Annotated in this window: 7 protein-coding genes; 2 read left to right on the top strand and 5 right to left on the bottom strand. The window is 63.9% G+C overall.

Annotated features, from left to right (window positions below; all coding sequences use genetic code 11):
- Positions 1-5 precede the first annotated feature (5 nt).
- Positions 6-506 carry a retropepsin-like aspartic peptidase RloA2 gene (gene rloA2 / locus JKP78_RS19280; RefSeq protein ID WP_186674980.1) on the top strand — a complete coding sequence of 167 codons (501 nt, stop codon included), beginning with the start codon at positions 6-8 and terminating at the stop codon, positions 504-506.
- Positions 507-582: 76 nt separating this feature from the next.
- Here the strand turns inward: rloA2 and JKP78_RS19285 are convergent, their stop codons facing one another.
- The 5 genes from JKP78_RS19285 to aceE form a co-directional block, all read right to left on the bottom strand.
- Entirely contained in the window at positions 583-1,206 is a 624-nt protein-coding gene (locus JKP78_RS19285) for a glutathione S-transferase (protein WP_186687508.1), read from the bottom strand.
- 2 nt (positions 1,207-1,208) lie between these two features.
- The gene (gene msrA / locus JKP78_RS19290; RefSeq protein WP_170027888.1) at positions 1,209-1,874 is read right to left on the bottom strand and encodes a peptide-methionine (S)-S-oxide reductase MsrA; all 666 of its coding nucleotides are present in this window, start codon (positions 1,872-1,874) and stop codon (positions 1,209-1,211) included.
- A gap of 165 nt (positions 1,875-2,039) precedes the next feature.
- Positions 2,040-4,730, bottom strand: coding sequence for a putative bifunctional diguanylate cyclase/phosphodiesterase (locus JKP78_RS19295; protein WP_200627255.1), 2,691 nt, complete (start codon positions 4,728-4,730; stop codon positions 2,040-2,042).
- A 509-nt stretch (positions 4,731-5,239) separates the two neighbouring features.
- Positions 5,240-6,883, bottom strand: coding sequence for a dihydrolipoyllysine-residue acetyltransferase (aceF, locus tag JKP78_RS19300; protein ID WP_046614466.1), 1,644 nt, complete (start codon positions 6,881-6,883; stop codon positions 5,240-5,242).
- A 13-nt stretch (positions 6,884-6,896) separates the two neighbouring features.
- The gene (gene aceE, locus JKP78_RS19305; RefSeq protein WP_170027891.1) at positions 6,897-9,542 is read right to left on the bottom strand and encodes a pyruvate dehydrogenase (acetyl-transferring), homodimeric type; all 2,646 of its coding nucleotides are present in this window, start codon (positions 9,540-9,542) and stop codon (positions 6,897-6,899) included.
- A gap of 383 nt (positions 9,543-9,925) precedes the next feature.
- Here aceE and glnE point away from each other — a divergent pair, with 383 nt between their 5' ends.
- Positions 9,926-12,859 (top strand): bifunctional [glutamate--ammonia ligase]-adenylyl-L-tyrosine phosphorylase/[glutamate--ammonia-ligase] adenylyltransferase, encoded by a 2,934-nt coding sequence (glnE, locus tag JKP78_RS19310; protein ID WP_200627257.1) that lies wholly within the window; start codon positions 9,926-9,928, stop codon positions 12,857-12,859.
- Positions 12,860-13,054 lie beyond the last annotated feature (195 nt).

Genomic DNA, 13,054 nt, shown 5'->3' on the forward strand with positions numbered 1-13,054 from the left:
TGCCTGTGAAATATCTCTTTGCCATGTTGTCGCTGTTGGCCCTGCCAGTAATGGCTGCCGAGCCTACCCTTTACGGTCGTTACGAAAACATTGCCCTGCCCGAACTGGGCGAAACCCTGAAAGCCAAGATGGACACCGGTGCCTTCACCGCGTCGCTGTCGGCCAAGGACATCGAACTGTTCACCCGTGATGGCGACGAGTGGGTGCGCTTCCGCCTGGCGACCAAGGACTCGGACGGCAAGGTGTACGAGCACAAGGTCTCGCGCATCAGCAAGATCAAGGGGCGTGCCGACGAGGAAGAGGAAGGCGACGGGCCGGAAATCTCCAAGCGCCCGGTGGTCGACCTGGAGCTGTGCCTGGGTGACGTGAAACGCACCGTGGAAGTGAACCTGGTGGACCGCAGCAGCTTCAACTACCCGCTGCTGGTGGGTTCCAAGGCGCTGCGCGAATTCAAGGCTGCGGTCAACCCGGCGAAGAAGTTCACCGCTGGCAAGCCTGACTGTTGATGCTGTGCCGGCCTCATCGCGGATGAATCCGCTCCTACAAATTCGTGTAGGAGCGGATTCATCCGCGATTGGTCTGTCAGGCTATCGGGGCTGTAGCGACCATCGACGGCCGCTTGGCCACTTCGGCATACCACGCCGCCAGGCCAGGCTGGCGCTCGCGCCAACCGAACTCGGGTTGACGCAGGTCCAGGTACCCCAGTGCACAAGCCACGCCGATCGCTGCCAGATCGAAGCCGCTGGCCAACTCGGCCAGGTGCTCCTGCTCCAGGTTGGCCAGGCTGCGGCGAATCTTCTCGCCTTGTGCCTGCAGCCAGCCATCCCAGCGTTTGTCTTCCGGCCGCAGGAAGCTCTCGTAGCGGCTCGAAACCGCCGCATCCATGATCGCATCCGCCTGCGAGGCCAGCGTCATGCGCCGCCAGCGTGCCGAACCCTCGCGCGGCAGCAGCGGCAGGCCGACATGCTGCAGATCGAGGTATTCGCAGATCACCCGGCTGTCATGCAGAACCGTGCCGTCGTCCAGGCGCAGGGCGGGGATCTTGCCGATCGGGTTGTCCAGGTTCAGCTGGGGGTCGCCGCTTACCGGGCTGATGTTCACCGGCTGCAACTTGACCCGATCCAGCTGGCCGGTTTCGTGCAACACCACCATCACCTTGCGCACGAAAGGTGACAGCGGCGCGTGGAACAGCGTCATCGTGCTCACGCTCAGTTACCCTGCAGGCTGGGTGGCAGGCACACGCCGGTACCGCCAATACCGCAATAGCCGTCCGGGTTCTTGGCCAGGTATTGCTGGTGGTAGGCCTCGGCGAAGTAGACGGTCGGCGCCTGGGCAATCTCGGTGGTGATTTCGCCGAAACCGGCTTTGCTCAGCTCGGCCTGGTAGGCGTCGCGGCTGGCCTCGGCCTGTTCCAGCTGTTCCGGGCTGGTGCAGTAGATGGCCGAGCGGTACTGGGTGCCGATGTCGTTGCCCTGGCGCATGCCCTGGGTCGGGTTGTGCAGCTCCCAGAACATCGCCAGCAGCTCGCGGTAGCTGACCTTGTCCTTGTCGAACACTACCAGCACCACTTCGGTGTGCCCGGTCAGGCCCGAGCAGACTTCTTCGTAGGTCGGGTGCGGGGTGAAACCGCCGGCGTAGCCGACCACCGTGCTGACCACGCCTTCACGCTGCCAGAAGCGGCGTTCGGCGCCCCAGAAGCAGCCCAGGCCGAAGATGGCGAAGTCGACATTCTGGAAGAACGGGCCGAGCAGCGGTGTGTCTTTGAACACGTAATGGAACTCGGGCAGGCTCATTGGCGTTTCACGGCCAGGCAGGGCCTGTTCCGCAGTAGGCATGACGTTTTTGTTCACCAGGATTTCCGAACGCAGGACCATGGCCGTTCCTCTGTATGTCAGTTGAATAGGTGTTGGGGCTTTCGCGGGCATGCCCGCTCCCACAGGATCACCACAGGGTCTGAATGTTGTGGGGTACCTGTGGGAGCGGGCGTGCCCGCGAAAGGGCCCGAATGGTTTCTATAGTGCCCGAGGTTTACGCCGCTGTCAGGCCAGCGGACCACGCGGATAGCGCTTCAGCCGTTCGGCCAGCTCGCGCCCCGGGATTGGCCGGTCGAACAGGTAACCCTGGCCGACGTCGCAGCGATGCCGGCGCAGGAACGCCAGCTGCTCCGGCGTCTCGATACCTTCGGCCACCACCTTCAGCTTGAGGTTATGGGCCATGGCCACCACCGCCGAGGTAATCTCCATGTCGTCCTGGTTGTCCGGGATTTCGTTGATGAAGCTGCGGTCGATCTTGAGGATGTCGATGGGAAACTTCTTCAGGTAGCTCAGCGACGAATAACCGGTACCAAAGTCGTCCATGGCCAGGGTCAGGCCCAAGGCCTTCAATTCCTCCAGCTGGCGGTGGGTGTCATCGGTGGCTTCCAGCAGCAGGCCTTCGGTCAGTTCCAGCTCGAGCAGATGCGGAGGCAGGGCTTCTTCCTTGAGGATGCTGCTGATCGAGGCCACCAGGTCCGGGTCGGAGAACTGCTTGGGCGACAGGTTGATGGCCACATGCAGGTTACCCATGCCGGCCTCGCGCAGCTGCTGGCTCATGCGGCACGACTGGCGTACCACCCATTTGCCGATGGGGATGATCAGGCCGGTTTCCTCGGCCACGCTGATGAACTGGTCCGGGCGGATCATGCCGCGCTCGGGGTGGTTCCAGCGCAACAGCGCTTCCAGCCCCAGCAGGCGACCACTGCGCAGGCACAGCTTGGGCTGGTAGAACACCTCCAGCTCGTTCTGGGTCAGGGCGCGGCGCAGGTTGTTCTCGACGAACAGCTTGTAGCTGGCTTCGGCATTGAGCACTTCGGTAAATACCTGCACCTGGTGCTTGCCGTTGGCCTTGGCCTTATGCAGGGCCAGGCCGGCGTTCTTCATCAGGCTGGCCGGGTCTGCGCCGTGCAGTGGCGCGTAGGCGAGGCCTACCGAAGCGGTGACGTTGATCAGCTGGTTGTCGACGAACATCGGTTTGTCGAGGGTTCGCAGCAATTGCATGGCGACGGCCTGGCCATCTTCCAGACGCGTGTCGTCGAGCAGCACGGCGAACTCGTTACTGGCGAAGCGCGCCAGGATGCCACCGGCGTGCAGGCTGTTGCGCAGGCGCCGGGCCAGGCTGATCAACAACTTGTCGCCGGTTTGATGGCCCAGGCTGTCGTTGATGCGCTTGAAGTTATCGATGTCCACCAGCAGCAGGCACATGGCGTTTTCGCCATCACGGGCGAAGCACTCGTCCAGGCTGCGGATGAACGCCGGGCGGTTGCCCAGGTTGGTCAGGTTGTCGGTGTAGGCCAGCCGTTCGATGCGCTGCTGGGCCAGCTTGGTCTGGGTGACGTCTTCGTAGATGCCGATGTAGTGGGTCAGCTCACGGTTGTCGCCATACACCTTGGAGATCGACAACTGGCCCCAGTAGGGCTCGAGGTTCTTGCGCCGGCTCCTGAACTCGCCCTGCCAGCTGTTGCCCATGGCCAGGCTCGACGGCGAGTCGAACAACAGTTCGCTCAGGTTCTCCAGGGCGGGCAGCTCACCCAGGTGGCGGCCCTGGACTTCCTCGGTGCTGTACTGGGTGATGGCGGTGAAGCTGGGGTTGACGTACTCCACCACGCCGTCGCGGTTGACCAGCAGGAAGGCACTGGCGCTCTGCTCCACCGCACGCTGGAACAGGTGCAGGGCACTGGCCGCGGTGCGCCGGTTATGGTTGGTGATGACCTGGGCGAACTGGTCGGCCAACTCGCCGGCAAAGGCGATTTCGTCCGACTGCCAGGCCCGTGGCTGGCCGGTCTGCTCCAGGCACAGCACGCCGACTACCTGGCCATCGACGCGGATGCTGGCATCGAGCATGGCCTTGTTGGCCGGGCGCAGGCTTTGCGCGAGCGCGCGCGTGCGCGGGTCATGGCCGGCATTGTGGGCGTCGATGGCGCGGCTGGCATGCAGCGCGTCAAGGTAGTCGGGGAAGTGGCTGGCATCGATGGCTTCGGGCTGGCGGTGTTCTTGTGTGTCCCGGTACCAGGCAGTGATCGGCTCCAGCTTGTGGCCGTCCAGGTGCCAGATGCTGGCGCAGTCGACCTTGTAGATTTCGCAGGCGCTGTGGGTGATCAGCTGGGCAGCTTCCAGCAGCGAGTTGCCGCCGCTGTAGCGTTGGCGCGCCAGGCGCAGGATCAGGTCCTGCTGGCCACGTACCCGCTCCAGGTGTTCGAGCTGTTCCTGCTGCGCACGCTGGTTCAGCTGCAAGGCCAGTTGCAGGCGGTTGTTGCGCGATTCCAGGTCGCTGGATCCGGCATCGCTGCTCTCTTCGGGCTGGTCGTCGAGCACACTGAGGTAGCCGTGCAACAGTTGGCGATTGTGCTGCTTGTAGGTTTCCCCCACTTCCAGCAGGCGTAGCGATGCGGTGGGCGTGTGCAAGGTGTAGCGCACGCGATAGTAGCCACGCTGGGCCAGTTGCAACTGGATCTCGTCGTGTAGCCGGTAGCGGACCTCGGGCTCCATCAGGCTGGCGTAAGGGGCGTCGACCAGCGCGCACAGGTCGCTGGCGTGCAGGCCGAACTGGCGTTCGCAAGCCGGGTCGAGGTAGAGCATGGCCCAAGTGGCTTCGTTGAGCCTTTCGAAACGCAGCATGCCGAGCCGCGAGGGCACGGGTAACTGCGTGACGACCTCGGCCGCCACACGGCTGGCGGCATCGGGTTGGCTTTTCATCGAAGACTCGCTTGAAGAGGGAACGCGGCCTTTGGGCGGCGGCAGATCTGGCAAGGTTGCATCATGTCCAGGGGGCTGGCAAGCCGCCATGTGTGATGCTGTGTTCGGGTTATCGGCTTGTGGGCTGGATTCTGTAGTTCGCCTTGATTGTTTCGGCGCCTGTGCGATCGAGCGCCGCCCGCGCGGCGCATCGCGAGCTGCGCTCGCTCCTACGTTTGTTTCGGGCCAATTATTGCTGTGGGATTTGCGCGCGAACGCCTTGGCGCATGACGGGATATCGCGTGGTATGAACCAGGCGGTCGCGCACGCCTGTTACAGGCGTTACTGGCCTGAAACAAACGTAGGAGCGAGCGCAGCTCGCGATGCGCCGCGCGGGCGGCGCTCGATCGCACAGGCGCCAAACGTTTATCGCCAGGCAAAAAAAAGCCCCGCCAATCGACGGGGTTGAGGTACGAGCGTGGCAGCTCGAAAAGTGTACTGCCCCTCGCTGGGAGGGGCAGTGTGCAGCCTTACAGCAGCATGGTGCGGATATCGCCCAGCACGTCGCCCAGGCGCTTGGTGAAGCGCGCGGCGGCGGCGCCGTTGATCACTCGGTGATCGTAGGACAGCGACAGCGGTAGCATCAGCTTCGGCTGGAAGGCCTTGCCGTCCCAGACTGGCTGCATGGTCGCCTTGGAGACGCCCAGGATAGCCACTTCCGGCGCGTTGACGATCGGCGTGAAGCCGGTGCCGCCAATGTGACCGAGGCTGGAGATGGTGAAGCAGGCGCCCTGCATCTCGTCAGCCGACAGCTTCTTGGTGCGGGCTTTTTCAGCCAGCGCAGCCGCTTCGGCAGCCAGTTGCAGCAGGCTCTTCTGGTCGACGTTCTTGATCACTGGGACCAGCAGGCCGTCCGGCGTGTCCACGGCGAAGCCGATGTGCACGTACTTCTTGCGGATGATGGCCTTGCCGCTTGGCGCCAGCGAGCTGTTGAAGTCCGGCAGTTCCTTGAGCAGGAAGGCGCAGGCCTTGAGCAGCAGTGGCAGCACGGTCAGCTTCACGCCAGCCTTCTCGGCCACGGCCTTCTGCGCCACGCGGAAGGCTTCCAGCTCGGTGATGTCGGCGGAGTCGAACTGGGTGACGTGCGGCACGTTCAGCCAGCTGCGGTGCAGGTTGGCGGCACCGACCTGCATCAGGCGGGTCAGGGCCACTTCTTCCACTTCACCGAACTTGCTGAAGTCCACGGCCGGGATTGGCGGGATGCCGGCGCCGCCGGTCGCGCCGGCGGCTGCCGGGGCTTCCTTGGCCTTCTGCATCATCGCCTTGACGTAGACCTGCACGTCTTCCTTCAGGATGCGGCCGTGCGGACCGGTGGCCGCAACGGCACCCAGGTCGACACCGAATTCACGGGCCAGCTGGCGAACCGCCGGGCCGGCGTGAACCTTGGCGTTGCTGCCGGCAGCCGGTGCGGTAGCGACCGGTGCAGGAGCAGCAGCCGGAGCGGCAGCGGCAGGTGCGGCGGCCGGAGCCGCCTCAGCCTTGGCCGGGGCAGCAGCGGCGGCCGGAGCCGGAGCGGCAGCAGGCGCCGCGCCAGCAACCTTGAGCTTGAAGATCAGGTCGCCAGTGCCGACTTCGTCTTCCAGTTTGCACAGTACTTCTTCGACCACGCCGGCAGCCGGCGACGGGATTTCCATGGAGGCCTTGTCGGACTCCAGGGTGATCAGCGACTGGTCAGCTTCGACGGTGTCGCCGACCTTGACCAGCACTTCGATGATCTTGGCCTTGCCCGACGAACCGATGTCCGGCACGTGGATGTCCTGCACGCTGGCGGCAGCCGGGGCTGCGGCCGGAGCAGGAGCCGGGGCGGCTTCAGCGGCCGGAGCCGGTGCAGCAGCCTGCGCCGGAGCGGCGGCAGGCGCCTCGGGGGCCGCCGCAGCGGCGCCCTCGGCTTCCAGAACCAGCAGCTCGTCGCCTTCTTTCAGGCGGTCGCCCAGCTTGACCTTCAGCTCCTTGATGACGCCGGCCTTCGGCGCCGGGATTTCCATGGAGGCCTTGTCGGACTCCAGGGTCAGCAGGCTCTGGTCAGCCTCGATACGGTCACCGACCTTGACGAACAGCTCGATGATTTCACCTTCACCGCTGCCGATGTCAGGTACGCGAATGAGTTCGCTCACTTAAAAATACTCCTCAGCAGTCCAGTGGGTTGCGCTTGTCCGGGTCGATGCCGAACTTGACGATGGCGTCAGCCACAACCTTGGGTTCGATCTCGCCACGGTCAGCCAGGGCTTCCAGCGCAGCCAGCACCACGAAGTGGCGGTCGACTTCGAAGAAGTGACGCAGCTTCTTGCGGCTGTCGCTGCGACCGTAACCGTCGGTACCCAGGACCTTGAACTCTTTGCTCGGCACCCACTGGCGGATCTGCTCGGCGAACAGCTTCATGTAGTCGGTAGAGGCGATGACCGGGCCCTTGCGGCCGCTCAGGCACTGCTCGACGTAGGTCTGCTGTGGCTTTTGGCCAGGCTTCAGGCGGTTGGCGCGTTCCACTGCCAGGCCGTCGCGACGCAGTTCGTTGAAGCTGGTCACGCTCCACACGTCGGCACCGATGTTGAACTCGTCACGCAGGATCTTCGCCGCTTCGCGGACTTCGCGCAGGATGGTGCCGGAGCCCATCAGCTGTACGTGGTGCGCGGCTTCGCGAGTGTCTTCCTCGAGCAGGTACATGCCCTTGATGATGCCTTCCTCGACACCGGCCGGCATGGCTGGCTGCTGGTACGACTCGTTCATCACGGTGATGTAGTAGAAGATGTCCTGTTGCTCTTCGGTCATCTTCTTCATGCCGTCCTGGATGATCACCGCCAGCTCGTAGCCGTAGGTCGGATCGTAGGTGCGGCAGTTCGGGATGGTGCCCGCCATCATGTGGCTGTGACCGTCTTCGTGCTGCAGGCCTTCACCGTTGAGGGTGGTACGGCCGGCGGTACCGCCGATCAGGAAGCCACGGGTACGGCTGTCGCCAGCGGCCCAGGCCAGGTCGCCAATGCGCTGGAAGCCGAACATCGAATAGAAGATGTAGAACGGCAGCATCGGCTGGTTGTGGCAGCTGTACGAGGTACCGGCAGCGATGAACGACGACATGGCGCCGGCTTCGTTGATGCCTTCCTCGAGGATCTGGCCCTTCTTGTCTTCGCGGTAGAACATCACCTGGTCTTTGTCGACCGGCTCGTAGAGCTGGCCAACCGACGAGTAGATGCCCAGCTGGCGGAACATGCCTTCCATACCGAAGGTACGGGCTTCGTCCGGGATGATCGGGACGATGCGCTGGCCGATTTCCTTGTCCTTGACCAGCTGCGCGAGGATACGCACGAAGGCCATGGTGGTGGAGATTTCGCGGTCGCCCGAGCCGTCCAGGATCGCTTTCAGCGTTTCCAGTGGCGGGGTCGGCACGCTGAAGCTCTTGGCACGGCGCTGTGGCACGAAGCCGCCCAGGGCAGCACGGCGCTCGGCCAGGTACTTGGCTTCGGCAGAACCTTCTTCCGGCTTGAAGAACGGCAGGTTCTCCAGGTCGGCATCCTTGACCGGGATGTCGAAGCGGTCACGGAAGTGGCGCAGGCTGTCGACGTCGACCTTCTTGGTGTTGTGCGCGGTGTTCTTGGCTTCGCCGGCACCGGTACCGTAACCCTTGATGGTCTTGGCCAGGATGACGGTAGGCTGGTCCTTGTGGTTGACCGCCTGGTGGTACGCCGCGTAGACCTTGTACGGGTCGTGGCCGCCACGGTTGAGCTTCCAGATCTCGTCGTCGGACAGGTCTTCGACCATGGCCTTGAGTTCTGGGGTGTTGAAGAAGTGCTCACGGACGTACGCACCGTCCTTGGCCTTGTAGTTCTGGTATTCGCCGTCGATGACTTCGTCCATGCGGCGCTGCAAGGCACCGTTGGTGTCCTTGGCGAACAGTGGGTCCCAGAAGCGGCCCCAGACGACCTTGTTGACGTTCCAGCCACCGCCACGGAACACGCCTTCGAGTTCCTGGATGATCTTGCCGTTGCCGCGAACCGGGCCGTCGAGGCGCTGCAGGTTGCAGTTGATGACGAAGATCAGGTTGTCCAGCTTCTCGCGGCCGGCCAGGGCGATCGCGCCCAAGGATTCCGGTTCGTCGCACTCGCCGTCGCCCATGAAGCACCAGACTTTCTGCTTGCCGGCCGGGATGAAGCCGCGCGCTTCCAGGTACTTCATGAAACGTGCCTGGTAGATGGCCTGGATCGGGCCCAGACCCATCGATACGGTCGGGAACTGCCAGAAGTCAGGCATCAGCCAAGGGTGCGGGTACGAAGACAGGCCGTTGCCGTCCACTTCCTGACGGAAGTTGTTCATCTGCTCTTCGCTGATGCGGCCTTCCATGAAGGCGCGGGCGTAGACGCCTGGCGAAGCGTGGCCCTGGAAGAAGATCAGGTCGCCGCCGTGTTCTTCGGTCGGGGCCTGGAAGAAGTAGTTGAAGCCGATGTCGTACAGGGTGGCGCTGGAGGCGAAGCTGGAGATGTGTCCGCCCAGGTCCGAGTCTTTCAGGTTGGTACGCATGACCATGGCCAGGGCGTTCCAACGCACCATCGAGCGAATGCGGCGTTCCATGAACAGGTCGCCAGGCATGCGTGCTTCGTGGGTGACAGGGATGGTGTTGCGGTATGGCGTGGTGATCGCGTATGGCAGCTGGGAGCCACTACGGGTGGCCAGCTCGCCCATACGGGTCATCAGGTAATGAGCGCGGTCTTCGCCTTCTTTGTCGAGGACCGACTCCAGGGCATCCAGCCATTCCTGGGTTTCGATTGGATCGAGGTCTTGCATGGCTTGCTCCAGGGCGGAAAGGCAACCAGAATCGATTGCCTGAGTTTGCGACTGGCCTTATGGGCAGACGTCGTGAATTCTTGGATTACCGGGGTGTCCTCCGGCGCCGTGTAGTTTTACTACATTTGCTTTCGCATTTCATGCTTTTACACGACAGGGGTAGTAGTAAAACTACATTTGTGCGACGTTTCGTCGCATGCTGGCTTGTGAGGAAAAACGTTCATGTTGGTTGGCATTGTGTCGCGAACGGGTAATTCTTGATGGATGTTGCCAATTTTAAAGCTGTTTCAGCTATTTCCAACTTTTGTACGACAGTCCAACCGTGGTCCGGCTTCCCCTTGGCCGCTTTTTCCCCTCCATTTCACGCCGATCAAGGATAGACCATGCGCCTGCCTTTGCCGTCCGATCTGCCCGCCACCCTGCAACCGCTGGTCGCGCGCAACCAGCAATTCCTTCGCGATGCCGTGGCATATCACCCGGAACTCGACCTGCAGGCCTGGAGCCCGGCGCACCGGCAACAGTTCGACCAGGTAGCCGCTGCCAGCGACTTCGTGCTTGGCCTGGCCCGGCGCGAGCCGGCCATGTTGTTCCGCCTGCTGGCCAGTGGCGAGATGGACCGGCCGTACGCCCATGGCGAGCTGCGCGGGCACTTGGCCGCAGCCGCCCAAGCGGCGCAGAGCGAGGACGAGCTGGCGCGCAACCTGCGTCGCGAGCGCAACCGCCAGCAGTTGCGCATCATCTGGCGCGACATCACCCGCCAGGCCGCGCTGGGTGAAACCTGCCGCGACCTGTCCGACCTGGCCGACGCCGCCATCGACGAAGCCTACCAATGGCTGTACCCGCGCCATTGCCAGCAGTTCGGCACGCCCATCGGTAACCGCAGCGGCCAACCGCAGCACATGGTGGTGCTGGGCATGGGCAAGCTGGGTGCGGTGGAGCTGAACCTGTCATCGGACATCGACCTGATCTTCGCCTTCCCCGAAGGCGGCGAAACCGAAGGGGTGAAGCGCTCGCTGGATAACCAGGAGTTCTTCACCCGCCTGGGCCAGCGCCTGATCAAGGCCCTGGACCCGGTCACCGTGGACGGCTTCGTATTCCGCGTCGACATGCGCCTGCGCCCCTACGGCTCGGCCGGCGCGCTGGTGCTCAGCTTCAATGCGCTGGAGCAGTATTATCAGGACCAGGGCCGCGATTGGGAACGCTACGCAATGATCAAGGCGCGGGTGGTGGCGGGTGACCAGGCCGCCGGCGCGCAGTTGCAGGAAATGCTGCGGCCGTTCGTGTATCGCCGCTACCTGGACTTCTCGGCGATCGAAGCGCTGCGCACCATGAAGCAGCTGATCCAGCAGGAAGTGCGGCGCAAGGGCATGGCCGACAACATCAAGCTGGGCGCTGGCGGTATCCGTGAGGTGGAATTCATCGCCCAGGCGTTCCAGCTTATCCACGGTGGCCGCGACCTCAGCCTGCAGCAACGGCCATTGCTGAAGGTGCTGGCCACCCTCGAAGGCCAGGGCTACCTGCCACCGGCGGTGGTCACCGAGCTGCGCGAGGGCTACGAGTTCCTGCGTTATACCGAGCACGCCATCCAGGCCGTCGCCGACCGCCAGACGCAGATGCTGCCGGACAGCGAGCTTGACCAGGCACGGGTGGCCTACATGCTCGGTTTTGCCGACTGGCAGAGCTTCCAGGACCAACTGGTGTACTGGCGCGGCCGTATCGACTGGCACTTCCGCCAGGTGATTGCCGACCCGGATGACGAAGACGGCGAAGGCGAGCTGGTGGTAGGCGGTGAGTGGTCGCCGCTATGGGAGCAGGCGCAGGATGAAGAGGCTGCGGGCCGCCAATTGGAAGAGGCCGGTTTCAAGCAGCCCGCCGACGCCCTGCGGCGCCTGGCTGCGCTGCGCTCGAGCCCGCAGCTGCGCTCGATGCAGCGCATTGGCCGTGAGCGCCTGGATGCCTTTATCCCACGGTTGCTGGCCCAGACGGTCGAGCATGGCGACCCCGACCTGGTATTGGAGCGCGTGCTGCCACTGGTCGAAGCCGTGGCGCGGCGTTCTGCCTACCTGGTGCTGCTGACCGAAAACCCCGGCGCCCTGGGCCGCCTGCTGACCCTTTGCGCCGCCAGCCCGTGGATCGCCGAGCAGATTGCCCGTTACCCGCTGCTGCTCGACGAACTGCTCAACGAAGGCCGCCTGTACAGCCCGCCGCTGGCGCCGGAGCTTGCCAGCGAGCTGCGCGAGCGCCTGACGCGCATCCCCGAGGACGACCTGGAGCAGCAAATGGAGGCGCTGCGCCATTTCAAGCTGGCCCACAGCCTGCGCGTGGCGGCCTCGGAAATCAGCGGCAACCTGCCCTTGATGAAAGTCAGCGACTACCTGACCTGGCTGGCCGAAGCCATCCTCGACCAGGTGCTGGCCCTGGCCTGGCGCCAGACCGTGGCCCGTCATGGCCAGCCCAGGCGCAGTGACGGCAGCCTGTGCGACCCGGGCTTCATCATCATTGGCTACGGCAAGGTCGGCGGCCTGGAACTCGGCCACGGCTCGGACCTGGACCTGGTGTTCATCCACGATGGCGACCCGCAGGCAGAAACCGACGGCGCCAAGCCGATCGACGGTGCGCAGTTCTTCACCCGCCTGGGCCAGCGCATCATTCACCTGCTGGCCACCCAGACCAACTCCGGCCAGCTGTATGACGTCGACATGCGCCTGCGCCCGTCCGGGGCCGCCGGGCTGCTGGTCAGCTCGCTGGGCGCGTTCGAGCGCTACCAGCAGAACGAAGCCTGGACCTGGGAGCACCAGGCCCTGGTGCGGGCCCGTGTACTGGTGGGCTGCAAGCAGGTCGGGGCAGCGTTCGAAGGCGTGCGCGCCAAGGTGCTGGGCAAGGCCCGCGACCTGCAGAAACTGCGCAGCGAAGTGAGCGAAATGCGCGCCAAGATGCGCGACAACCTCGGCACCAAGGCCACCGCTGCCGGCACCGCGGCCAACGCCTTCGAGCCTGGTGTGCCGTTCGATATCAAGCAGGATGCTGGCGGTATCGTCGATATCGAATTTATGGTGCAATACGCCGCCTTGGCCTGGTCGCATGACCATCCGGCCTTGCTGCGATGGACCGATAACATCCGCATTCTGGAAGAGCTGGAGCAGGCAGGGTTGATGCCGGCCAGTGACGCGGTGCTGTTGCGTGAAGTGTACAAGGCGTTCCGCTCTGCCTCACACCGCCAGGCCCTGCAGAAGCAGGCCGGGGTGATCGATGCGGCGCAATTTGCCGATGAGCGCCGCGAAGTGCGGCGGATCTGGGGTGAACTGGGTTTGACTTGAGCGTTTTGCGGCCGCTTTGCGGCCCATCGCGACGCAAGGCCGCTCCTACAGGAGATCGCATTCCTGTGTAGGAGCGGCGTTGCGTCGCGATGGGCTGCAAAGCAGCCCCAAAGGCCCATGCCTCACCACCAGTGGTACACTGTCGGCCACATAGCCTGAATATAAAGAGGGGAGGCCAGGCTGTACTGCAGCCTG

Origin of the sequence: Pseudomonas sp. LAM2023 (genome assembly GCF_016620375.1) — a bacterium.
Classification (GTDB): domain Bacteria; phylum Pseudomonadota; class Gammaproteobacteria; order Pseudomonadales; family Pseudomonadaceae; genus Aquipseudomonas; species Aquipseudomonas anuradhapurensis.

Bases quoted from the DNA above. Each gene is read 5' to 3' on its own strand.
- msrA (WP_170027888.1), bottom strand. From the start codon at position 1,874: ATGGTCCTGCGTTCGGAAATCCTGGTGAACAAAAACGTCATGCCTACT.
- glnE (WP_200627257.1), top strand. From the start codon at position 9,926: ATGCGCCTGCCTTTGCCGTCCGATCTGCCCGCCACCCTGCAACCGCTG.
- aceE (WP_170027891.1), bottom strand. From the start codon at position 9,542: ATGCAAGACCTCGATCCAATCGAAACCCAGGAATGGCTGGATGCCCTG.
- JKP78_RS19295 (WP_200627255.1), bottom strand. From the start codon at position 4,730: ATGAAAAGCCAACCCGATGCCGCCAGCCGTGTGGCGGCCGAGGTCGTC.